At 59.3% G+C, this 23,461-nt stretch carries 23 protein-coding genes; 10 read left to right on the top strand and 13 right to left on the bottom strand.

From position 1 onward, the window contains the following. Positions 1–31: 31 nt before the first annotated feature. Entirely contained in the window at positions 32–955 is a 924-nt protein-coding gene (locus BN1800_RS10950) for an HpcH/HpaI aldolase/citrate lyase family protein (RefSeq protein WP_086997321.1), read from the top strand. Further along, positions 952–1,158 (top strand): DUF1737 domain-containing protein, encoded by a 207-nt coding sequence (locus BN1800_RS10945; protein WP_086997318.1) that lies wholly within the window; start codon positions 952–954, stop codon positions 1,156–1,158. Before BN1800_RS10950 ends, BN1800_RS10945 begins: the two co-directional genes overlap by 4 nt. A gap of 1 nt (position 1,159) precedes the next feature. Here the strand turns inward: BN1800_RS10945 and BN1800_RS10940 are convergent, their stop codons facing one another. Then, positions 1,160–1,597 carry a metallopeptidase family protein gene (locus BN1800_RS10940; RefSeq protein ID WP_086997315.1) on the bottom strand — a complete coding sequence of 146 codons (438 nt, stop codon included), beginning with the start codon at positions 1,595–1,597 and terminating at the stop codon, positions 1,160–1,162. 164 nt (positions 1,598–1,761) lie between these two features. On the opposite strand from BN1800_RS10940, the gene BN1800_RS41355 reads away from it, so the two are divergent. The 7 genes from BN1800_RS41355 (at position 1,762) to bfr (ending at position 9,966) form a co-directional block, all read left to right on the top strand. Then, positions 1,762–2,706: an ImuA family protein gene (locus tag BN1800_RS41355; protein WP_086997311.1), complete on the top strand. Its 945-nt coding sequence runs from the start codon at positions 1,762–1,764 to the stop codon at positions 2,704–2,706. Continuing rightward, a complete protein-coding gene (locus BN1800_RS10930; RefSeq protein ID WP_342210300.1) occupies positions 2,618–4,165 on the top strand; it encodes a Y-family DNA polymerase in 1,548 nt (515 codons plus the stop codon). The genes BN1800_RS41355 and BN1800_RS10930 overlap by 89 nt, the downstream gene beginning before the upstream one ends. After that, positions 4,162–7,623, top strand: coding sequence for an error-prone DNA polymerase (locus BN1800_RS10925; RefSeq protein WP_086997305.1), 3,462 nt, complete (start codon positions 4,162–4,164; stop codon positions 7,621–7,623). Before BN1800_RS10930 ends, BN1800_RS10925 begins: the two co-directional genes overlap by 4 nt. Positions 7,624–8,008: 385 nt before the next feature. Continuing rightward, a complete protein-coding gene (mazE, locus tag BN1800_RS10915; protein ID WP_086997300.1) occupies positions 8,009–8,272 on the top strand; it encodes a type II toxin-antitoxin system antitoxin MazE in 264 nt (87 codons plus the stop codon). Beyond that, entirely contained in the window at positions 8,272–8,628 is a 357-nt protein-coding gene (mazF, locus tag BN1800_RS10910; protein ID WP_086997296.1) for a type II toxin-antitoxin system toxin MazF, read from the top strand. The genes mazE and mazF overlap by 1 nt, the downstream gene beginning before the upstream one ends. A 470-nt stretch (positions 8,629–9,098) precedes the next feature. After that, entirely contained in the window at positions 9,099–9,515 is a 417-nt protein-coding gene (locus BN1800_RS10900; RefSeq protein ID WP_086997290.1) for a (2Fe-2S)-binding protein, read from the top strand. Further along, the gene (bfr, locus tag BN1800_RS10895) at positions 9,481–9,966 is read left to right on the top strand and encodes a bacterioferritin (RefSeq protein ID WP_027512212.1); all 486 of its coding nucleotides are present in this window, start codon (positions 9,481–9,483) and stop codon (positions 9,964–9,966) included. The genes BN1800_RS10900 and bfr overlap by 35 nt, the downstream gene beginning before the upstream one ends. Positions 9,967–10,119: 153 nt before the next feature. On the opposite strand, the gene BN1800_RS10890 is transcribed toward bfr, so the two are convergent. The 8 genes from BN1800_RS10890 to rsfS form a co-directional block, all read right to left on the bottom strand. Beyond that, complete coding sequence (locus BN1800_RS10890) at positions 10,120–12,666, bottom strand: spermine/spermidine synthase domain-containing protein (RefSeq protein WP_143533941.1); 2,547 nt, start codon at positions 12,664–12,666, stop codon at positions 10,120–10,122. Then, entirely contained in the window at positions 12,663–13,415 is a 753-nt protein-coding gene (locus tag BN1800_RS10885; protein WP_086997287.1) for a protein-L-isoaspartate(D-aspartate) O-methyltransferase, read from the bottom strand. Before BN1800_RS10885 ends, BN1800_RS10890 begins: the two co-directional genes overlap by 4 nt. Positions 13,416–13,816: 401 nt before the next feature. Continuing rightward, a complete protein-coding gene (locus BN1800_RS10880) occupies positions 13,817–14,350 on the bottom strand; it encodes an RNA pyrophosphohydrolase (RefSeq protein ID WP_086997284.1) in 534 nt (177 codons plus the stop codon). Between the two features lie 10 nt (positions 14,351–14,360). Further along, a complete protein-coding gene (locus tag BN1800_RS10875) occupies positions 14,361–15,554 on the bottom strand; it encodes a divergent polysaccharide deacetylase family protein (protein ID WP_086997281.1) in 1,194 nt (397 codons plus the stop codon). A 79-nt stretch (positions 15,555–15,633) separates the two neighbouring features. Continuing rightward, entirely contained in the window at positions 15,634–16,956 is a 1,323-nt protein-coding gene (locus tag BN1800_RS10870; protein ID WP_086997277.1) for a S41 family peptidase, read from the bottom strand. Next, positions 16,946–18,358: a murein hydrolase activator EnvC family protein gene (locus tag BN1800_RS10865; protein WP_425298990.1), complete on the bottom strand. Its 1,413-nt coding sequence runs from the start codon at positions 18,356–18,358 to the stop codon at positions 16,946–16,948. Before BN1800_RS10865 ends, BN1800_RS10870 begins: the two co-directional genes overlap by 11 nt. A gap of 141 nt (positions 18,359–18,499) precedes the next feature. Then, positions 18,500–18,982: a 23S rRNA (pseudouridine(1915)-N(3))-methyltransferase RlmH gene (gene rlmH, locus BN1800_RS10860; protein WP_027512206.1), complete on the bottom strand. Its 483-nt coding sequence runs from the start codon at positions 18,980–18,982 to the stop codon at positions 18,500–18,502. Between the two features lie 116 nt (positions 18,983–19,098). Next, complete coding sequence (gene rsfS, locus BN1800_RS10855) at positions 19,099–19,572, bottom strand: ribosome silencing factor (RefSeq protein ID WP_086997271.1); 474 nt, start codon at positions 19,570–19,572, stop codon at positions 19,099–19,101. Positions 19,573–19,745: 173 nt separating this feature from the next. On the opposite strand from rsfS, the gene BN1800_RS10850 reads away from it, so the two are divergent. Next, positions 19,746–20,123, top strand: a complete 378-nt coding sequence (locus BN1800_RS10850; protein ID WP_086997268.1) for a winged helix-turn-helix domain-containing protein — start codon at positions 19,746–19,748, stop codon at positions 20,121–20,123. On the opposite strand, the gene modC is transcribed toward BN1800_RS10850, so the two are convergent. From modC to BN1800_RS10830, 4 genes are all read right to left on the bottom strand, one after another. After that, on the bottom strand, positions 20,124–21,191 hold the full coding sequence (modC, locus tag BN1800_RS10845; protein ID WP_086997265.1) for a molybdenum ABC transporter ATP-binding protein: 1,068 nt from the start codon (positions 21,189–21,191) through the stop codon (positions 20,124–20,126). It lies immediately after the preceding gene. Continuing rightward, complete coding sequence (gene modB, locus BN1800_RS10840) at positions 21,188–21,886, bottom strand: molybdate ABC transporter permease subunit (RefSeq protein ID WP_086997262.1); 699 nt, start codon at positions 21,884–21,886, stop codon at positions 21,188–21,190. The genes modC and modB overlap by 4 nt, the downstream gene beginning before the upstream one ends. 50 nt (positions 21,887–21,936) lie before the next feature. Then, a complete protein-coding gene (modA, locus tag BN1800_RS10835; RefSeq protein ID WP_086997257.1) occupies positions 21,937–22,728 on the bottom strand; it encodes a molybdate ABC transporter substrate-binding protein in 792 nt (263 codons plus the stop codon). A gap of 215 nt (positions 22,729–22,943) precedes the next feature. Continuing rightward, positions 22,944–23,461: class I SAM-dependent DNA methyltransferase (locus BN1800_RS10830; protein WP_086997254.1), on the bottom strand; the 518-nt coding region annotated here is incomplete at its 5' end.

The raw sequence follows: 23,461 nt of genomic DNA, 5'->3' as shown, positions 1-23,461 counted from the left end.
CACTCTTCACAAAGCTTGGCACACATTCGTGATGAGCCAGAATTCGCCCGTCCGTTCCTTCAGTCTGCACCGTTCAGTGCTGAGCGTTCCCGCCATCAATCTCCGCGCGCTCGAAAAGACCCGTGCGCTCGATTGCGACGCCGTCATTTTCGATCTCGAAGATTCTGTGGCGTTCGAGAAGAAGGAAGAAGCGCGTGAACACCTGAAAACCTTCTTTTCGGGGAAACCGCTCGAGAACAAGGAAAAGATCATCCGCATCAATGCGCTCTCGTCGAGTTTCGGCCATGCCGATATGGAACTGGTGCAGGCTCTCCGGCCGGATGCGGTGCTTTTACCGAAGGTGGACGAACCGCAGGACGTCATGGCGGTGAGCGACCTTCTTGCCGACGCGGATGCGCCGGAGACCTTGCGTATCTGGGCGATGATCGAGACGCCGCGTGGCATCCTGAACGGTGCCGCAATCGCAGAAGCCGGCCGCACTTTGGGCTCGAGGCTCGATTGCTTCGTTATCGGACTGAACGATCTGCGCAAGGAGACCGGCGTTCTGCCGCAACCGGGCCGAACCTATCTCGTACCGTGGCTGATGCAGGTCATCCTCGCCGTGCGGGCCTATGGTCTCGATGCGATCGACAGCGTTTTCAATGATTTCAAGGAAATGGATGCTTTCGAGGCCGAATGCGCGCATGGCCGAGCCATGGGCTTCGATGGCAAGATGCTGATCCATCCGGCGCAGATCGAGGCTGCCAACCGGCACTTCGCTCCCGACGCGGCTGCCATCCGGGAGGCGGAAGAAATCATTGCGGCTTTCGCCGATCCTTCGGCCGAAGGTCTCAACGTCATCAATTTAAACGGCCGGATGATCGAGCGGCTGCATCTTGTGCAGGCGGAAAGCCTGGTCCATAAAGCCCGCCTGATTGCCGAACGCCAGACTGCTGAACGAAAGCCTTTATCATGAAGCTCTACCGCCTTTTGACCGGCCAGGACGACGCCGCGTTCTGTCATCGCGTAACCAATGCGCTCAACAAGGGCTGGTCGCTTCACGGTGCGCCGTCGCTGACCTTCAACGCTCAGACCGGCCAGGTGATTGCCGGCCAGGCGATCGTCAAAGAGGTCGAAGGCAAGGATTATCATCCGGAGATGAAACTCTCCGAACAATAGCTCAGCGGTCGGCAGCTTCCTCGACGCTGGCTTCAATCCGCTCCATGTCGTCATCGCTCAGGCCGAAATGGTGACCGATCTCATGGATGAGAACATGGGTGATGATGTCTCCAAGCGTTTCATCATTTTCCGCCCAATAATCCAGAATGGGACGTCGGTAGATGCGGATACGATTGGGCATCTCGCCGGTCTCGAGCGTGAAACGCTCGGAAATGCCCCTGCCTTCAAAGAGTCCAAGCAGATCGAACGGCGTTTCCAGCGCCATGTCCTCGAAGACGTCATCGTCCGGAAAATCTTCGATTTCGATGGTCAGATTGTCGGTGAGCGACCGGAACTCATCCGGCAAATGGCTATAGGCTTCCATCGCCAGGGACTCGAATGTGCTGAGCGTTGGAGCATGGCGGTCCCGCCAATCCTCGCTCTGGTTTATGCGGGCCATGAAAAATCCCTTCCTTTGGCGCCCATATAGAACCTTTGTGGAGGATTTTCGAGTGTGGAATCAAAGGCAGGAATAAATTCACAAGAATTGGCTGTTGACTCTTCTAGCAAGCTCTGGAATCCATAAGAACATAACAGGAACAATCTGACTTTGGAGTGAACGTCATGGCGCAGACGGCCGTGGCGCGCGAGCAGCTTTTTGCGCTCCGCGAAACCATTGCGAAACTCGAAGGCAAGCCTGCGCCGGCGCTTGCGGCGGCGGCGCAGGAGGCTTTTGCGACTGGTGACGATACCTATTCGAAATCCGCAAAAACGCCCCCGCGCCTGTCTTTCGGCATTCCCATTCTCGACGAGGCACTTGAAGGCGGTCTGCCGCTTAACGGCATTACCGAAGTCCGGTCTCTGATGCTGAGGGAGGCAGGCGGCGCCAGCGGTTTCGTGCTGGCGCTTGCGGCTTTGCTGCAGCGACAGGAGACGGCGGATGGCATGCCCGTTCTCTGGATCGGCGACAGGATATGCACGATGGAAGCAGGGCTTCCCTATGCTGTCGGCCTCAAGGATTTCGGATTGGAGCCGGAACGCTTTCTCATTGCTTCGCCACACAAGTTGGAAGAGGCGCTATGGCTTGCCGAAGCGGCAGTCGAAAGCGGCATCTTCCCCGTCACGATCCTGGAGGTACGCGGTAATCCCGCTCATTTCGGCCTGACGGAAAGCCGGCGATTGAGCTTGCGGGCAAAGGCTTCCGGCCGTCCGCTTTTTCTGTTGCGGCAGGGCGGCGAGGAGGAGGCGAGCAGCGCCTTGTTCCGGCTCCTTGCCGAACCCGCGCCGGTCAGTGCACGGCCTCTGCCGGATGGTTCGATGTTAGGCGGCAGCCTCGGCAATCCGGTTTTTCGTCTCATCCTGGAGAAGAGCCGCAACCCGGCTCCCGTCTCCTTTCTTCTGGAATGGAATCCTTATGACCGCCGGTTTTTCCCCGTTAACCAACCAGAGCACACTCGCTCTCCAGGCGACCAATCAGCGCATTCTGTCGCTCAGCTTTCCTCATCTTCCAACCGACAGAATCGCCCGCAAGAGGTGGGGGCTGTCCTGGCGTTCGGCCGGACGCCCTGACGCGCCGCCGATCGTCTGTTCTGGACGGTTCAACAATGCCATGCGCCTGACGGCACTCGATGAGGTGGCGGAACGGATTAAACTGAAGAAAAACCAAGGGGTAGCCGAAGCGCGCGCCATATTCCCCCTTCTGGATGTCATCGAGGAAGATCCGGCCGCCGATCGCCGGCTTCTCGAAGGCATCGCTGATTGGTGCGACCGTTATACGCCGCTGGTAGCGTTCGACGGCAAGGACGGCCTGTTTCTGGATATTACAGGCTGCGCCCATCTCTTTGGCGGCGAAAGGGCAATGCTCAAGGATATCCTTTCCCGGCTCTTCCATATGGGGCTCGATGTTTGCGGCGCGATCTCTTCGTCGCCGGGCCTCTCCTGGGCCGTTTCCCACTTCGGGAGTGGTGGCGTCATTGAAGCCGATGAGATGGAACATGTGCTGGCGCCGTTGCCGGTCGCGGCCCTTCGGCTGGAGGAAGAGACTGTCGAGGCACTGAAGAAGCTCGGGCTCAAGTATATCGGCGACCTCCTGTGTGCCCCCCGCGCACCGTTGGCCCGCCGTTTCGGCGCGCAACTCCTGCCCAGGCTCGATCAGGCGCTGGGAGCGGAAGAGGAGCCGGTTTCCCCGCGGCGGCCCGTTGCCAGTCTTTCCGCGGAACGACGCCTCATCGAGCCGATTGGTACGGAAGAAGATATCCTCGCCGTCACCGGCCAGATTGCCGCCTCACTGAAAGCATCGCTTGAGGCACGCGGCGCCGGCGGCCGTGCGTTCGAACTCGTGCTGTTTCGCGTCGACGGCAGGGTCTTCAGGATTCCCGTCGGGGCCTCACAGCCTCTCAGGGATCCGAAGCATATCGCTTCGCTGTTCTGCGAGCGTCTGCAGGCAATCCACGACGATCTCGATGCCGGCTACGGCTTTGAAATCCTGCGGCTGAATGTGCTGCGCCATGATCCATTCGATGCGGCACAGGGGGATTTCGAAGGAGGCCGACAGAAGGAGATGTCGCTTGCGACTTTCATCGACCGAGTCTCGGCCCGCCTCGGCACGGATTGCCTACAGAGATTTCAACTGCGCGAGAGCCACGTGCCGGAGCGGGCGGTGACTGCAATTCCCGCCATGGAAGGCCCTCCGGCACGCCGGAAGGCGGAGGAGGGAAATTCCTTTCCTTCACGGAGCGAGCGTCCCCTGCGGCTTTTTGCCCGGCCGGAGCGAATGGAGGCCCTGCTTGCCGAAGTGCCCGACGGCCCGCCGCAAGTCTTCCGCTGGCGGCGTATGCAGCATCGCGTGGCAACAAGCGAGGGACCGGAGCGGCTTGCCATGGAATGGTGGATCGATGGCGCGGATGCCGAGGCGCGCGATTATTTCCGCATCGAGGATGATGCGGGTCACCGTTTCTGGATCTATCGCGAAGGTTTTTACGGGCATGCACTTCCTCCACGCTGGTTCATGCATGGGATTTTCGCATGAGCACGGTGCCCGCATTTTTCGAGATCGGTGCGAGAACGAATTTCTCGTTTCTCGAAGGAGCCTCCAGCCCCGAGGAGATGGTTGTGCAGGCGGCATGCCTGAAGCTCGGCGGACTCGGGATTGCGGACAAGAATTCGGTTGCCGGCGTCGTGCGGGCGCATGCGCAGGCGGAGGAGATCAGGAAAAAATTCGAGAGGAAGGAAGCCGGCCTTCTGGAAGCGGATGAGAAGGAGAGGAACATTCCCGATCCAATCCGCATCCAGCCAGGTGCACGTCTCGTCTTTTCGGATGGAACCCCGGATGTTCTTGCCTATCCACGGAACAGGAAGGGGTGGGCGCATCTTTGCCGCCTGCTGAGCGCCGGGAACCTGAAGGACGAGGCGGAGAAGGGGACCTGCATTCTTACGGAGACGGAGTTCATGGAATGGGGAGACGAGATGGTATTCGCTCTCGTTCCCGACCGGTCCGTCCTGGACGACGCTGCCGGACTGAAGGCGCTGGAAGACCGTCTGGAGCGGTTCCGGAAGCGATTCCGCAAAGCACTCCACATAGCGCTGGTGCCGGCCTATGACGGCCGCGACAGGCAGGCCTTCGCAGTGCTTGCCATGCTCGCGGCGCGCAACCGCATTCCGCTGATCGCGACCAATCAGCCCCTTTACCATCATCCTGAGCGTCGCCCCCTCTCCGATATCGTGATTGCGATCCGGGAGCATGTGCCGATTGCCGAAGCCGGTTTCCTCCTGGCGCCGAATGCCGAGCGCTACCTCAAGGGAACACGCGAAATGTTCCGTCTCTTCAGGGACTATCCCGATGCGATCGAAAATACGCGCACGTTCTTCTCCAGCCTCACCTTCTCGCTCAGCGAGTTGGAGCACAATTATCCGCCTGAAAACGATCCCGGCGAGACGCCTTACGAAACGCTCGAACGGTTGACGCGCGCGGGAGCGCAAAAACGCTATCCGGAGGGTATCCCCGAAAAGATCGCGGCGCAGATCGACTATGAACTCAACCTCATCCGCGAGAAAAAATACGCGTCCTATTTCCTGACCGTTCACAAGATCATCCAGCATGCCCGTTGTGAGCTGAAGATTCTTTGCCAGGGTCGAGGGTCGGCTGCGAACTCGGTCATCTGCTACTGCCTCGAAATAACGGAAGTCGATCCGGCCAAGAGCACGCTTCTCTTCGACCGGTTTATCTCGATGGACCGGGACGAGCCGCCGGACATTGACGTCGATTTCGAGCATGACAGGCGCGAGGAGGTTATCCAGTTCATCTATAAAAGATACGGCATAGAGCATGCGGGGCTAACGGCGGGAGTGACTACTTATCGGACGCGCTCGGCTGGCCGCGAAGTCGCCAAGGCCTTTGGGCTTTCGGAAGATGTTCAGTCGGCGATCAGTAGCCTCGTCTGGGGCTGGTCGGAGGACAGTCTCTCCGAGCGCGATGCAAAGGCGGGCGGCCTCGACATTGGCGATCCGGTGACGAAGAATGTTCTCAGATATGCGTCCGAGCTTCTCGGGTTTCCGCGCCACCTCACCCAGCACGTCGGCGGATTTGTCATCACCCGGGACCGGCTCGACGAAGTCGTGCCCATCATGAAGACGGCGATGCCAGATCGCTACATGATCGAGTGGGACAAAGACGACCTCGACAACGTCAAGATCCTCAAGGTGGACGTCCTGGCGCTCGGCATGCTGACCTGCCTGCGGAAGGCCTTTTCGCTCCTTCAGCTTCATTACGACGTGAAGAAGACCCTTGCCGATCTCGGTAACAAGGAGCACGGGGAGGAAGGCGAGCCCGTCTACGCCATGATGTGCCGGGCCGATACGCTGGGCGTCTTCCAGATCGAAAGCCGGGCGCAGATGAGCATGCTGCCGCGTCTGAAACCGAGGAAATTCTACGATCTCGTCATCGAGGTGGCGATCGTGCGGCCGGGACCAATCCAAGGCGACATGGTACATCCTTACCTGAAACGCCGAGAACAGTGGAAAAACAACATCCCGATCGAATATCCCAACCCGGAGTTGGAAGCGGTCCTTGAAAGAACGCTCGGCGTTCCCCTGTTTCAGGAGCAAGCCATGCAGATTGCGATCACCGCCGCAGGTTTTGCACCCGCAGAAGCCGACCGGCTTCGGCGGGCAATGGCGACGTTCAAGAGAACAGGAACGATCGGCAATTTCGAGAAGCGGTTCATCGATGGAATGATTGCAAAGAACTACGCCCGTGAATTCGCGCAGCAATGCTTCAACCAGATCAAGGGTTTCGGCGAGTACGGCTTTCCGGAAAGCCACGCGGCTTCCTTCGCGCTGCTCGTTTACGCTTCATCCTGGATCAAGGCCTATTATCCCGATGTTTTCTGCGCGGCGATGCTGAACTCGCAGCCGATGGGGTTTTATGCGCCGGCGCAACTGGTCCGGGATGCGCGGGAGCACGGCGTGGAAATTCGGGCGGTCGATATCAACCGTTCGGATTGGGATTGCCTCTTGGAGGAAGCCCGTTTCGACAGGTCGAAAATCGATTTCCGGCACAAGGATATGTGCGAGGTCATTCGGACGAAGAGAGCGGTTCGTCTGGGTTTCCGGCAGGTGAAGGGCCTTTCCGAAGACAGGATAAAAGAGAAATTGATCGCAAATCGGGGTGCCGGGTATAGATCGATCCGCGACCTATGGCTGCGCTCAGACCTTGAAAAATCGGATATCGAACGGCTGGCAGATGCAGATGCGTTCGGTTCCATCGGCTTGTCGCGGCGAGAGGCGCTCTGGGCAGCGCGGGCGCTCGACGTGAAAAGTGCGGCAGAGAAGCTGCCCTTGTTCGATCGGGTATCCCATGTCGATCTCCAAGTCGAACCGAGGATGAAACTGCCCGAAATGCTGCCGGGCGAACAGGTGGTCGAGGATTATCGCTATCTTTCGCTGTCACTGAAGGCGCACCCTGTTTCCTTCCTGCGAGAGGACTTCCGGAGAGCTGGAATGACGCGCAATGTCGATCTTCTGACCGTGTCGAACGGAAAGACGGTGACGATTGCGGGGCTGGTGCTGGTCCGCCAGCGGCCGGGCACCGCCAAGGGGGTGGTCTTCATGACGCTGGAGGATGAAACGGGCGTTGCCAATGCCATTATCTGGAAAAAGGCTTTCGAGAAATACCGTTCGATCGTCATGGGCGCGCGTCTCGTGAAAATCCACGGCAGACTGCAAAGTCATAGCGGCGTAATTCATACGGTCGTCGAGCACATCGAAGATATGACGCCCGCTCTCGGTCTCCTGCAGAAGGAGGCGCAACGTTTCGGCGCATGCGAGCGCGCCGACGAGGCAGTGCGGCCGACGGCCGATCCTCGTGGAAAAAAGATGGCGGGTATTCTCGAAAAAGCGGCCATCGAAAGGCGAATGATATCGGCAAGCGGTGAGACGAATGCCGCGGAGACCGCACAGGTCATGCCGAGGGGACGCAATTTTCATTGATACTGTCGTCCAACGATGTCCGCCAGGGCGGCCAGCCATAGGAAGCTAATCTGGCGTAGCGCGGGTATATCTCTCCGATCCAGGAGCCGGCGCGTACCGATGCTCCGACGTTTCTCTTCGGTTCACGCGCCATCAGCCACCGTCGCTTCAACATAGGGTCGCATGATCGACCAGATTCTGGCCCTCTTCGCATATGTCCAGAGTTCGTATCGATCTGAACATGGCGGACGAAAACCAGGGATGCGACCGAGAGTCGATCCGAATTGCTCTGGAGCGCGATGGTATGGGAAAAGTAGAAAGATTACATCTCATGAACTTTGCGAGAGAACACCTTATCTCATTTAAAAAATGTGCTATTTAAGTAGCACAAATTGTAGGTATTCAGATGAGCAACACAGCAAAGATTCGCCGTCAGGGCGGCGCAACCGTGTTTAGCATTCCTCCCGCGCTTTTGAAAATGCTCGGCGTCGAAGTAGGCACGGAGTTGACCTTGGTTGTCAGTAATGGGTCGCTTGTGGCGACGCCGAAGCAGGCGAAGAGAAGATATACTTTAGCCGAGCTGCTCGAAGGAGCAGATGAAATGGCCGCGCTCAACAAGGAAGCAGCCTCCTGGAATGTTAGCTCGCCTGTCGGTAACGAAGTGTCCTGATGGTCCGGAGCAATGTTCCGAAGCGTGGCGACGTCTTTCTCGTCGACCTGAATCCAGTCGTAGGTAATGAAATGAGGGATGATCATCGCTGTGTCGTAATCACCCCTCGCGAAATCAATCTTGTGGGAATGTGCCTTACGGTTCCTATTACAACGGGGGGTGCGTTTACCCGCAAAGCTGGACTTGCCGTCAACATCTCAGGTCATACGACCGGGGTCGCTCTATGCAATCAGGTGAGAGCGCTCGACATCATGGAGCGGGTGAAACAAAAGACGGCCAGACATGTCGACACGCTAGACACCTCCACCACTGACGAAATTGTCGCCAGAGTGGTCAGCATGATCGATCCTGCTTAACCGGCCATCAAAATATCGCTGGGAAGCACCGATCATCACGTGATCGCATCTCCAAAACTCAAGTGTGCTACGAGCCGCCGATAAGGTTTGCGGCACTTGCGCCATAATGCCGCGAAATCCCTCAGCTGCAGCATATGTCGGGCCTTCAGGAGTTCCAGTGCGCGAGCCCGTTGGCTGCCAGCCGTGTCCATTTCCGTGATGTTTCCTCTGCCAGGACTCATAACAGCAGAGGTTTCAACACATTCGCCTCTGAAAAACACCATGCTCACCTGCTCTGTCCAAAACTGGAACAAATGGAGACGTTCCCCGTCCCAAGAGGTCGAGTATGAACGTACAGCCGGAGCCTGCCACTACGTCAGCCACTAAGCCCCAGCGGCATGTTCTCTCCCCAAAACATAGGCAGGCACGCGAGGTGCCAGCGGGAGCGGGAAACCAACGATGTCAGACGAGAGGTTTTTGCCACCATGTGAATGCCAAACAAAAATCCATATGCATCCCATCTCGATTTTTTCTTGACAGTCCCCATCTTCTTTTGCAGAAAACACGATAGTCAGTGTCATGTTTGGAATGAAGACGTGCTCGTTTGCAGCTGCAATTATATAACCGACAAGGAAATCCGGGAGGTTATCAACAGCCTTCTCGATGAAGACTGTTGGCAGCTTATCGTGCCTGCGAAGGTCTATCACGCCATGGAAAAGCGCGGCCGTTGCTGCGGCTGTTTCCCTAATGTCGTCGATCTCATCATCCGGACGACTGAGGAATATCATGCCGGTCGCCACTCGACGGATGATGAGATATTTGATTTCATGTCCCGCCTGAGACAATTCCACGAAGAAACCAGGAGAGCGGACATTGAAAGGCGACAAAAAAGTCATCGAGCGGCTTAACGAGGCACTCTTCCTCGAACTTGGCGCGGTCAACCAATACTGGGTTCACTACCGCCTGTTGGAGGACTGGGGCTATACCAAGCTTGCCAAGAAGGAGCGCGCCGAATCCATCGAAGAAATGCATCATGCCGACCGCCTCGTCGCGCGCATCATCTTCCTTGAGGGCCATCCAAACCTGCAGACGCTTGCTCCGTTGCGTATCGGCCAGAACGTCAAGGAAGTTCTGGAAGCCGATCTTGCCGGCGAGTATGATGCCCGCACAGCTTACAAGAAGTCGCGCGACATCTGTCATGACGCCGGTGACTATGTCTCCATGAAGCTCTTCGAGGAACTCCTTGCCGATGAGGAAGGCCATATCGACTTCCTCGAAACGCAGCTCGACTTGCTCGAGAAGATCGGCGAAGCCAAGTATGGCCAGCTGAACGCCGACTCTGCCAACGAGGCCGAGTAACTGAACCTTCAAAGCCAACCGGCCGCAAAAATGCGGCCGGTTGGCTTTTCACGTCGAGGACGCGTGTGCGGCAGGATTAATTCGCGGGAACGGGCTCTTCCCGTCGCCAGTGACGAACAAGGGCATTACCTCATGCGACGAGAGCTAAGGACATCATCCCCTCCCGGATTCGATCGGCGTAGTCGCTAGCCGGTTCCGGTTTTCAGGCGTTGGTTCAACTCGCGCACGGTTCCGATCTGGGACAAAGCCTTGCGGCGTCTGCTGATCGTAGGGGTCCCACGACCCGGCGAGTAGGGCCGGGGCGACAAGATAGAGGATGGTGGCGATCACCACGACGCCAGTGAACCCGATATGCATGGCAAGCAGTACAGCGAGGATTGCGCTCAGCACCGATGCACAGCCATTGATCCCCCACGCCCAGGGAATAAACTCCTTCGAGGAGGCGCCAACGTGGCCGAGGCCGAGGGGGAAGGGCATGCCCATGAAGATTGCGAGTGGCGCTATGAGGAGGAGTGCGATCGCAATCTTCGCGGCATCCGGGAGTGCCACCAGCCGTTCGAATATCAAAGGGAGCGCTAGGAGGTAGGTGGTAGCCAGGCATGCGATCACCACGACGGCGAGTGCAATGCCGCGCACCGCCGATCCGCGTCCGACGATCGCCATCCAGCGTGCGGCTACGGCGCTGCCGAGACCCGCGAAGGCAAGGAATCCCGCAAGTACGACGGCGACAGCGTAAAGCGGATGGCCGAGGAACAGCACGAAGCGCTGAATGAAGGCGATCTCGATGAAGAGGAACGCCAGGCCCAAGGCAAGGAAATAGAGCCCGAAGCGCAGCCGATGTACTCCTCTCCCGAGTGCGCGCCGGCGAAGCCAGAGCGGTAGCAGAATCAGGATGGCGCTGAGGATCGCGGCCTGGACGAGCGTCGTCGCCAGAATCAGGTAGCCCCAGTCGAGCATCGCTGCCCCACCTTGGGTGCGCAGCGCTAGGAGTTCGGGCAGGGCGCGCCAGCGGAAAAAATCGAAGAAATAAGGCCGATCGTCAGTGGCGGGTGCAATATCGAACTTGTAGCGCTCGATGAAGTCGGTCCGCTCGGGGCCGAGGAGAGCGAGGGCTCCTTCGTAGAGATACTCCTGGTCGAGCTGGTTGTAGCGGTTTACGTCGGCCGACGAGATGCCCGGCGCCCAGGAAATGTCAAAGAAATTCTCGGCCGCGAAGCCGCGGATGGCTGCGACGTCTTCGCCGGTGAACGCCGACCTGGCGACGAGGAGGGTTGCAGTGTTCCAGCTGCGGATCAGCGCAAGGTGCTGGCCTGCCTCGGCCACGCCATCAGCTTCAAGCGCTGCGGTAGCGGTGGCGAACAGCTTGAGGATGTCGCGTGGCGGCGCCCGCAGCCATCGCGTGACGGCAATAATACCACCCGGTCTCAGCACTGCGAGGTAATCCCGCAGCGCCTCCAGTGTGTAGGTGTAGTTCTCATGCATGGTCTGTACGCCGGCCGCGGCCGCACTGAAAGAGTCAAGGAGCGGCATCTGGATCAGGTCGTAACGCTCGCCAGTAGCCGCGGCGAAGGCGCGCGCCTCGGCCAAATGCAGATGCACGTTTGGGCGGCTAAAGATGCCGCCGGCGAAATCCGCGAAGCGATTGCGAGCAAGGTCGATCATCTGCGGGTTAAGCTCTACGGCATCCACGGTGTCGGCTCCGGCGCGCAGCGCGAGCAGCACCTGCTCGCCGCCGCCGACACCAAGGATCAGCACCCGCGGTCGCTTAAGGAGGCGGTACGGGAGCGCCGCTGTTGTCCGATCGAGATATGCGACTGTCGTGGGATCGCCGCCATAGGCGGTGATCGTCGTAATACTGTCGCCATCGGTGAAGACGGCGAGTTGCGCGGGCGGCTCTTGGGTGTTGGCGAGGCTGAGGCCCGGCGCGTACCGGAAAGGCACGGTCGGGCTCTCGACGACCGTCAGCAGTCCCAACGGGCTTGATCGCTCCTCGACCACTCGCGCGTTCGGCACTTCGAGCGCCATGCGCAGGCCCTTGTACTGCGACATGTGCGGGCCGGGGGCCGTCCAGGACGGTGGCAGCCACACCGCGATGAGCAAGGCTGCAAGCCCCAAACTGCCGACGGCGAGCCACCGATGACGAGCCATGTCCGTCGCGGCGAGAGCAGCCGCAGCGAATCCCAGCGCTGCGACGAAATACAGTGCCGCAGGGGGAGGGACAAGGAACAAGAGCCCGACGGTGCCCAGCGCGCCGATCCCTGCGCCAACCAGGTCGAAGGCATAGACGCGTCCAATCTGGCCAGGGTGGCGGATGAAGGCAAGGCCGATACAGGTTGCGCCGCAAAAGAACGGCAGAACCAGGAGAGCATAGCTGGCCGCGAGCCAACCGAGCTGCCCCGGATTCCAGATAATCTCGAGCGCGTTGAACGGAAGCCGTTCGGCACCGGCGACACTGGCAACCGCAGTAGTGCTGAACAGGGCTGCCGACGCTGCGAACGCGGCGGGATAGCGATCCACCAGAGGGCGGTGGGCAAGCGCAAGGAATGTACCGCTCGCGCCGAAGCCCAGGAGCGCGATGCTTATGATCATATAGGCAAAATGATGCCACTGAATGATCGAGAAGAGCCGCATCAGGAGCACTTCGTGGGCAAGGGTCGCCGCCGATATGAGACCGACCGGCAGCAGGCGACCCACTCTCATCGGGCTTGACCTCCCCTCAGTGGCACAAAGCTCACCGGCAACAGCTGCCGGGTCATGATGCTTCCGTCCACTCGCTTCTCGACCAGCATGAGAAACTGGGTCGCGAAGGGACCTCCGACGGGGACGACCATCCGTCCGCCCCGTGCGAGCTGTTCGACCAGCGGCGGGGGGATGTGGCTGGCAGCAGCAGTCACCACGATCCCGTCGAATGGCGCGTGCGCAGGCCAACCATAGTAACCGTCGCCTACCTTCACCTCGACATTGTCGAAGTGGAGCTCCGCGAGCCGGGCGGCTGCCCTTTCGCCCAGTTTCGGTATGATCTCAATCGAGTAAACCTTTGCTGCGAGCGGCGACAAGACGGCTGCCTGATAGCCCGAGCCAGTGCCGATCTCGAGGACAACGTCACCAGGGCCGACGTTGATCAGGTCGGTCATCAGCGCGACGATGAAGGGCTGCGAGATTGTCTGACCGTATCCGATCGGCAGTGGTCGATCTCGATAGGCCGCCCCGCGCAGCTCCTCGGGCACGAAGAAGTGGCGCGGCACCTTCCCCATGGTCTTCAGTACCACCGGATCAATGCCCTGGCCCTCGACGGCTGACGGCGCTGAGCGAGCGTGCAAATTGATTGTTTCGATCATCGCCGTACGCTCGGCGAGGCGATCCTGAGCGGACGCAGATGTCGAAACCACAGCGGCAGCTCCCGCCAGAACCGCGGCCAATAACGTTTGGCACTGGGCTAGTGGACGCATGAGCTCTCTCCCGTCCAAGGCAAAGAGTATAGTGGCTGCGGAGGCAATTTTGAACAGGGTTCGCTTGGCTCTCAGCCGCTCTCCGGCTTGAGACCTCGCAACAAAAGCGACGTGGCTGATAGAAAGTGGCCGCGTCTACTGTAACCCCCACCCTCGATGAATTGCAGAACCTTCAGCCCCGTGAAATCAAAAGATTCTCCATGCTGAACAGGATCGGAAAAGGGAGGCGTCGGGAGGCGAAGCAGGACTGCCGTTGAAAGGTTTACCGGTGGCTATCCTGTTTTCTTCAAATTTCCGAGCTTGAACAGGAAAGGCCAAAATCATCGACGGTAAGCCTTGGGCGTCCTCGGTGGTTCGGGGACCGGCAAATTGGATCTGGACACGAGAGACTGCTGCCGCCGTCAGTCCGCCGCTCGCAGGTCGGCCAAGTGGCTGAATTCCGATACGACCCGGTCGTAGACGGCGCGTTTGAAGGGCACGATCAGCCCAGGCAGCTCGTGCATGGATTTCCACTCCCAGGCATCAAACTCTGGATCGTGGCCGCCGGGCGGTGGATTGATGGTGATTTCACTTTCGTCGCCGTCGAAGCGGAAGGCGAACCAGCGCTGCGTCTGACCGCGAAACTTCCCCTTGAGGCCGATGCCGATCAGCTGCGGCGGCAGATCATAGTTGATCCAATCCCTGGCCTCTGCGAGCAAGGTCACCGTTCTGATGCCGGTTTCCTCGTAGAGTTCGCGGTATGCGGCGTCGAGCGGATCTTCGCCCTTGTCGATACCGCCTTGCGGCATCTGCCATAGCTGAGGCGAGCCATCATACTCGGAATTGCCATCCGGAATGCGCCGCCCCGCCCATACGAGCCCGTTGCGGTTGAGGATCATCACGCCGACGCAGGGACGGTAAGGAAGGTCTTCGGCTTTGACTATCGCCTGATTCACGGGGGGCTCCTCAAGGATTTTTGGGGTCTGTAGCAAGAGCAGCAACACCGACGATCTCAATGCCGCGCATGCCCGCCTCTTCGCTCCATTTGGAAATTGCGTCAATACTCTCGTTGAAAGCCGACGCAACGCCAATTGCCTCGCCGTTCCGCTTGGCAATGCGCTCGAGCTCGTCAAGCTTTTTCAGGATTGAATTGACATCAACCTGACCGTCGAGCTGCAGATCCGCAAAGGCATAGGGAAGCTCTGTTCCCTTCGCCACAGCTTCCGTCTTTGATTGCGCGGAAGAACCGTCGTCGAGAAACAGCAAGCCGCGCTTGCTGATATCGCGCATCACCGGCTCCATGGCATCGGGATTTGAGAGAAAGCGTCCGCCCAGGTAGTTCATGATTCCCGTATAATTGGTGATTTCGGCCATCGCGCGATGCAGGTTTTCGATGTTCTTTCCCGGTGACTTCGAAATCAGCAGCGTTTCCGGGCCGGGATTGTTCGCCGGGTAATCGAAGGGCTCCAGTGGAACTTGCATGAGGATCTCATGTCCGTCGCGGCGCGCTTCCTGCATCCAGCGCTGCAGGCTGTTGCCGCTCGCGGCGAATGCGAGGGTGACTTCCTCCGGAAGTTTCTTGATGGCGCGCTGCGTACCCGTCTGACTGAGACCGAGACCGCTGACTACGATCGCCACACGGGTGCCGCGTGCGCCGGACCATGGACGCGCATACTGATCCATCGGGCGACGGCCATCCGGCCCGATGATGGGTAGGCGGCCAAAAGGGCCGTCCTCCAGAAGGCTCTCATTCGGCATCGCTGCCATGCGCGGATCCTGGCCGACCTGCATGGCGTCCACTAGAACCGGGCCGTTGTCATGGCGTGGCCGCGGGCTGTATTTGGTCACAACAGAGCCGTCCCCGGTCACCATCTGCTCGACATTCGCACCCGAATGCGGATCGGAGCGAGGCATGCCATTTGCGGCTTGGCTCTGCGTGGGGAGTTTCTGGACGGCATCCGTTGGTGGTGACGCCGCTGGATCGGCCAGAGGCGGCTTTGTCCGCTGAAGGCCATCGTCACTGAGCATCGTGTAGAGAGAAAAGCCGCCGATCGTGATCAGGCAGAGGCTAGCGGCAATCCGGCCAATCCGCAGGACATTCGGCCGCTTTCGGCCAGCCTTGCGGTTCTGGCCCAATGGTGCATGCAAATCCGTTCCCAATTTCCTCGCCCGCTCCAAAACCGGGAAGCAGCAAAAAATCAGGCCGGATCAAAAATCCGGCCTGATGACCTATGAAAGTTTACTTGGCGGAAACCGCCTTGTCCGGATTCGGGGGGAAGGCCGGATCGGTCTTCTTGCCGCGAAGCAGTTCGAGCGCAAAATTCAACTGCACGTCGTTCTTCGGATCCGGGGGAACATAGGCAACAGAACCGGAGCCTTCATCGGTCTCGCTCTGACCCTTGATATGGCCGCGCAGGCTGGATTCGCCTTCGGTTGCCATCTTGTCCTTCAGATCGTCCGGCAGCGGCTCTTCGACCTTGATGTCCGGCGTGATGCCGGTGCCCTGAATCGAGCGGCCCGACGGTGTGTAGTAGAGCGCGGTCGTCAAGCGGAGTGCGCCGTTTTCGCCAAGCGGAATGATCGTCTGGACGGAGCCCTTGCCGAAGGACCGCGTGCCGAGAACAGTCGCGCGGCGCAGATCCTGCAGGGCACCGGCGACGATTTCCGAAGCGGAGGCCGAGCCGCCGTTGACGAGCACGATCACCGGCTTGCCATCCGTGAGATCACCCGGGCCGGCATTGAAGCGGCGGGTTTCGTCCGGATTACGGCCGCGGGTCGAGACCACCTCGCCGCGCTGCAGCAGAGCGTCAGAAACCTTGATTGCCTGATCAAGCAGACCGCCGGGGTTGAGGCGCAGGTCGAGTACGTAACCCTTCAGCTTGTCGGCCGGAACCGTCGCCTTGATCTTGGCGATCGCCCTTTCGAGGTCCGGGTAGGTCTTTTCGGTGAAGGAGATGACCCGGAGATAGCCGACGTCATCCTCGACGCGAGACTTGACGGCCTGTACGGCGACGATGTCGCGAACGATCGTCAATTCGATCGGCTTATCCGCACCTTTGCGGATGAGCGTGAGCTTGATCGGGGTGTTGACGGCGCCCCGCATCTTTTCGACAGCTTCTTCGAGCTTCAATCCACGGACGGACTGGCCGTCGATCTCGGAAATGTAATCACCCGCAAGAACGCCTGCCTTGGCGGCGGGCGTATCGTCGATCGGCGTGATAACCTTGACGAGTTCGTCTTCCATCGTCACTTCGATGCCGAGACCGCCGAACTCACCTTTCGTCTGGGTGCTCATGTCCTCGGCATCCTTGGCATTCATATAGCTCGAATGCGGATCGAGGGACGAAAGCATGCCATTGATGGCATTTTCGATGAGTTTGTCTTCGGCCGGCGGCGTGACGTATTGGGCGCGGACGCGCTCGAAGACGTCGCCAAACACGGAGAGTTCCTTGTAGGTGGATGCTCCGGCCGCTTCGGCCGGCACCCCAGCTGCATAAATAACGCCCATGGCGGTCGCACCCATCAATGCGCCGACCAGAACAAGAGAAGCCCTACGAATCATTGCGTGCCTTTCCAGTGTCTTTGGCGGACCACCACGGTCGGGAATCGACCGGTTTTCCGTCTTTTCGAAATTCAATGTAAAGCGTTGGGCGGTTGGTTTCCAGCGCCAATGCTGTCGCGCTCGCGACTCTTTTTGCACCCATCACCGCAAGCGGCTCACCGGCAAAAACGAATTTTCCCTGGCGGGTGCTGATCAGGTCCATTCCAGAGAGAACCAAGTGGTATCCGCCGCCCGCATCGAGGATGATCATCTGGCCATAGCTGCGGAAGGCGCCGGCAAAAACCACCAGTCCGTCTGCCGGCGCGGTCACCACAGTATCCGGATTGGTGGCCAGCGTCATTCCCATGGCCTCGTGTCCAGTGCCATCGGCGTCGCCAAATTGGCGCAGAATATCGCCCGCCACGGGCAGCTCCAATTTCGCCTTCAATTCTCCGAACGGATATGCGGGCGCAATGCGGTTTTTATCAGGCACGCCGCTCTCGGCCAGGGCCCTAGCCTGAGCTCGCTGCTCGTCCGTGAGGAGTTTCCGGTTCTCTTCCTCACGGCGGGCTGCTTCAGCGGCCTCGCGTACAGAGGAAATCTCGGATTCCATCGAAGTCACAAGGCCTTCGAGCGTTGTCGCCTTGGCCGCCAGCTCCTCAGAGCGTCTCTTCTCCGCTTCGAGATCCGTAGCATTGCTGCGGCTCAATTTATCATTTTCGGCGAGGAGCAGATCCATATGCCGCTCTTCCTCGATGCTGTTCGTCATCGTAGCGGTAAGATTTGCCTTTTCCTCGGCACTTGCTGCCTGCAAGGCTGCGAGATTGGCCAGATCTGCGGCAAGCTTATCAGTCTCCCTGCGCATGCCGGGCACGACGGCACCTAGCAGGATTGCGCTGCGCACCGAGGCAAGCGCATCGTCCGGTGTCACAAGGAGAGCGGGCGGCGGATTGCGGCCCATGCGCTGAAGGGCGGCGAGCACTTCAGCAAGCAGGCCGCGTCGCTCATGAAGCGAGCGGTGGATAGCGTCTTCCTTGACACCGAGATCGGCGAGCTTCTTCTCGCTTTCGAGGATCTGCGTTTCGAGCGTCTTGCGCCGTGCGGCGGAATCGATCAGCGCCTGGCGAATATTCGTGCTGCTTTTGTCCAGATTCGCAATGCTCTTCTGCAGCGCGATCACTTTATCTGACGAAAGATTGATCGTTCTTGATAAGGCCTCGAGTTGGGTGCGGGTCTCGTCACGTTTTCTTGCGAGTTCTGCGGCCGGGTCTGGCAACGGCTTAATCGCATCGGCGGGCTGTTCAGGTGCTCCGGCCGCCGCCGGCGCCGGTGTGTTCTGGGCGAACGCGCCTGCTCCGCCAAAATCGAACTGGACGAAAATCGCCGTCACGCCGAGGCCAGCCGCGAATGCGGGTAGGATCAGTCGCTTTCGCTTGCGGGCAGTTCTCGTCATGCGGGTTCAGGGGTAACTTTCAAATCGCGCGGAGACTAAGCTGATTTGGCGTCATTTGCCAGAAAGATTGGTGGACAAGGCCGCACGTGGCAAAACACGGCTGCGTGACCATCAGGCACGGTGATAGGGGTGACCGGAGAGGATAGTGACGGCACGGTAGAGCTGTTCGGCTATGAGCGTTCTCACCAACTGATGCGGCCAAGTCATCTTGCCGAGGCACAGCGTCATGTCGGCACGGTCGTAAAGCGCGGGATCAAGGCCGTCGGCACCGCCGATGGCAATTATCAGATCCCGTTTTCCCTGGTCGCGATAGTTGCCGAGGACGTTTGCAAAGGCTTCGCTATCCAACGCCTTGCCGCGCTCATCGAGAAGAAGGAGAACACTGCCTTCAGCCAGCGTCTTTTGCAGCATGGCTGCCTCCTCGCGTTTGCGCGTCTCTGCATTCGAGGCGCGGCTCTCGGCAACCTCGGCAACGCGTGAGAATTCGAGACCAACCGCGGGACCAGCCTTGGCAAAACGGTCAAAATAGCGGGCCGCAAGATCCTTCTCGGGGCCGGATTTGAGCCGCCCCACTGCAAAAAGACCAACCCGCATTCACCCGCTCCCGTCATGCGCCGCGAAGGCACAGTACCGGCTCTCTCGGCCGGGCTCGCGTGTTTCCGGCCTGTTCAAATGCCGCGTCTCAGACGCCGGACAACCCGGACCGCCTATCAGTGCCGCGTTTCTTCGTCCATATCCGGCGCTGCCCACATCTTTTCGATGTTGTAAAACTCGCGGATTTCGGGGCGGAAGACGTGCACGATGATATCACCGGTGTCGATCAGGACCCAATCACCGCCCTCCTTGCCCTCAACGCGGGCTGTACCGAAGCCCTCGTCTTTCAAGTCGGTGAGCAGGTGATCCGAGATCGCCAGGACATGGCGGTTCGATCGGCCGGAGACGACGACCATATAGTCGCCCAGCGCAGATTTCCCGGTAATGTCGATGGTGACGATATCTTCGGCTTTGGAGTCCTCAAGGCTCGTGAGGACAGCTTGCAGAGCGCGGGCGGCGGCATCGGCGCCACGTTCCAGGCTCTTCGGGACAACGGCGAGCGTTCTTCCCTTGGCGTGTACTGTTGTCAGTGCTTTTCCTTTCCTGCAATAAACAACATGCGCATCACTGATTTGGGCGAACCAAATCATGGTTAAGATAGGCACTAAACCGTTAATCTTTCAAGACACGAGCCGGTTATTCATTTCGCGAAGACTTAGATTCGCGTTCAAGATTTATATTGTTGCCGGCAGCGAAGGCGGCGGTGTACAGCGCCAACGGCCAAGCGTACAGTGCCCGCGATTTTCCGTAACCGCAGAACTGCATGGACAGCGCCGCCAGACATCAACTCGTTCCCATCCTGCGCATCAGCTTTCCGCATGAGGATCGCCTGGGCCGCGGCAAGATGGAACTCCTGGAGCACATCCGCGAAACCGGCTCGATTTCGGCAGCCGGCAGAGCGATGGATATGTCCTACCGGCGCGCGTGGTTGCTTGTCAGCGACATGAACCGAATGTTCAAGGTGCCGGTGGTCGAATCCCAGCGCGGCGGCCAAAGGGGCGGCGGCGCCGCACTGACGCCATTTGGCGAGGAGTTGCTGTCGCGCTTCCGGCATATGGAGGAGGCCGTGCGAACAGCTCTTGCGGGTGATCTTGCCTGGCTGGAGGGCAACCGCAGTCAGGCGGAGGCGGTTAGGAAATAGTCAAGGCTGCAGCGCAACTGTCTTGATGACAGCAAAGACAGGCTTGTTGGATGCAAGATCGAGCCTCTCAGCGGAGAGTGCCGTGATGCGCGACAGGATGATATCGCCACCGCAGTCGACCTGCACCTCGACCGTTCCGTCTTCCGCAGGCGATATCTGCCGTATGATACCGTCAATAATATTCAACGCGCTTAAACCTTCCGGCCTGACGGTCGCCAGCATGACATCTCGGGAAGGAATGTGGACGCGAACGCGCTTGCCCGGCGATACCGTAGCGCCCGGGACATGAAGGTGCGATCCTTTTAATGCGAGCGTCGCAAGGCGATGCTTTTCATCGAGGCTTTCGACAATGCCTTCGAGAAGCGCACCCGCTTCGCGCCGGTCCTCGGCCGCCGAAGGACGGCTCAGCACATCGGCTACGCTGCCTGCCGCCTCAACTTTGCCTTCTCGCATCACGACGACCTGATTGGCAAGGCGTGCCACTTCGGAGATCGAATGGCTGACATATACGATCGGGATCTGTGTCTCATCACGCAGGCGTTCGAGATAGGGCAGGATCTCGGCTTTGCGGGCGTCATCAAGCGCTGCGAGCGGTTCGTCCATCAGCAAAAGACGCGGAGAGGAAAGCAGCGCGCGGCCGATTGCCACACGTTGCTTTTCTCCGCCTGAGAGGTTGGAAGGGCTTCGGTCGAGCAGGCTTTCAATACCAAGCAGATCCACGATATGGTCAAAGCTGCCGGTCCGCGAAGCCTTCGGCGCGAACCAGCTTCCGTAAGAGAGATTCTTGCGAACGCTCATGTGCGGAAACAGTCTTCCGTCCTGGAAGACATAGCCGAAACGGCGGCGATGTCGGGGGACGAAGATGCCTTTCGCCGTATCGGTCAGCGGCATCCCGTCTAGGATAACCCGGCCTTCATTCGGCCGGACCAGGCCGGCAATGATGCGGATCATCGAGGTCTTGCCCGAGCCGGACCGGCCGAAGAGGGCCGTCACACCGACTTCGGAGGTAAAAGCGGCGTCAAGGGCGAAGGCGCCGAAGCGGTGTCTGGTTTCGATAGTGAGCATCATTCCGGATCGATCCTCCGGCCCGCGAGATGCGCCATTAATTCAGATGCCAGCAGTGCTGCCATTGAGATGACGATGGCAACCAAGGTAAGACGCATGGCGCCGGCGTCGCCGCCTGGAACCTGGGTGAACGTATAGATGGCGGCAGACAGCGTCTGCGTCTCACCCGGGATGTTCGAAACGAAGGTGATAGTCGCGCCGAATTCGCCCATGGCCTTGGCAAAGGCTAAGATCATTCCGACGATGATCCCGGGCAGTGTCAGCGGCAGGGTGACGGTCAGGAACACCCAGAGCGGGCTTGCGCCCAGCGTGCCTGCCGCTTCCTCGATCCTGCGGTCGATCGCCTCGATCGAAAGCCGGATGCTTCGGACCATCAGCGGGAACCCCATAACGCCGCAGGCGAGCGCTGCGCCCGTCCAGCGGAAGGAAAAGACAATCCCGAAATACTGATCCAGCAAGCTGCCGATCGGTCCGCTGCGGCCGAAGAGGATCAGAAGAATGAAGCCGGTGACGACCGGTGGCAGGATCAGCGGCAGATGAATTATGCCATTGAGGGCCGATTTGCCATAGAAGCGGCCGCGGGCAAGAAGCAGCGCGACCGCAATGCCGAACGGCAAGCTTGCGAACATGGCGACAACGGAAACCCGCAGGCTGAGCAAGATCGCCGTCCACTCATCATTGCTCAGGCCAAAATCCAAGTTGGGTGTCTCCGATAGGTCTCAGCGAAACTGCAGGATAAAATCTCTCTTCACTTTAAAATCGCAAAGCCCTGCGCAGTAAAGAAGAGTGCGGCCTTATCCGACTTCAGAAACTCGAGATAGGCACCGGCATCCGCGTTCCTGCTGCCGGCAAGTAGCGCAATAGGATAAATGATCGGCGGATGCGAATCGGCGGGAAACGTGCCGACGATTGCTACGCCTTTATCGGCTGCGGCATCTGTCTGATAGACAATGCCATAGGGCGCTTCGCCACGGGAGACGAGCGCAAGGGCGGCACGCACGCTTTCTACACCGGCAATCTTCGATTCCACCGACGTCCAGACGCCGAGCTTTTCGAGCGCGGCTTTGCCATATTTGCCGGCGGGGACGGATTTCACCTCTCCCATGGCAAGCCTGCCATCGCCAAGAAGACCGGAAAGATCGAACCCCGGCTTGATGCCGACCTGCTTTGCCTTGTCGCTGGCGGTCACGAGCACGATGCGGTTGCCAAGCAAGTTTGCGCGAGTGTCTTCCTTGATCATGCCTTTCTTGGCGACGTAGTCCATCCAGTCGCCGTCGGCAGAGATAAAGATATCGGCTGGTGCACCATTTTCGATCTGCTTGGCGAGCGCGGAGCTCGCTGCATAGGAAGCGACGGCTTCCTTCCCGCTTTCTTTTGTCCAAGCGGCGTTTGCGGCATCAAGGGCATTCTTGAGGCTCGCCGCCGCAAAGACGACAACCTTATCCGCAGCGCTTGCCGACTGCGGCAGCCCTGCGGTGCCAATCCAGGCCGCAGAGATCATCCCGATTACGCGCTTCATCCATTCCCGACGATTATCCATGCTTCACTCCACAGTCCGAAATATCGAGATGAATATATCGATATAGATGGGATTGGCTATCGATATGTTCTCAGAAATATATTGCGCAGCTGCGATAAGCTGTTGTCGTTTTCCGTGGAAGATTGCCTTATTTGGTCAATAAGCTGCCCTCCCGATTGCGGTGACCACCTAGAGTTCATCGCCACAACCGGCCACACCGGCAAGTTCTGTGTGCGTCACGCCCGACTCGCCCGAACGCTCAGCCACCGATCATGGGGCTTTCCGACGCACCGACGTACCTCGCTGACGATCCAGCCGGCGTCTGTGAGTGCGGACCGCAGGGCAGACGCGCGCCAGTACGTCTCGACGTAGCGCCGGGGCGCTGCAGCACTGCCGTGTGTGGACACATCCTCGCCTTCGCCCTCTCTAACCGAGGCGTGCAATCGGCCACCGGTCCGGGTCGCCTTGGCAAGCCGCCCAAGCACCGTGCCGAAATCCTCGCGCGCGACATGAATCAGGCAGGCACAGGCCCAGATCCCGTCGTACGGCGTGCCGGGACGCTGCGGGTCGGCCAAGTCTTCGGTCAGCGGGTCCAGCAGGTCGGCCTCGAAGCCACTTTCGCGAAGCAGTTCGACGAACCCCTTTGAAATGTCGGTGCGCCGGACGCTAATTCCCCGCTTCTCAAGCTCAAGTGCATCTCGCCCGCCACCGCTTCCGATCTCCAGCACCCTGCCCGAGCCGCCCAGCTCGGTCA

Source organism: Rhizobium sullae, assembly GCF_900169785.1.
Lineage (GTDB): Bacteria > Pseudomonadota > Alphaproteobacteria > Rhizobiales > Rhizobiaceae > Rhizobium > Rhizobium sullae.
The sequence above is the reverse complement of the archived record's forward strand: the minus strand, read 5'-3'. Positions and strand labels throughout refer to the sequence as shown.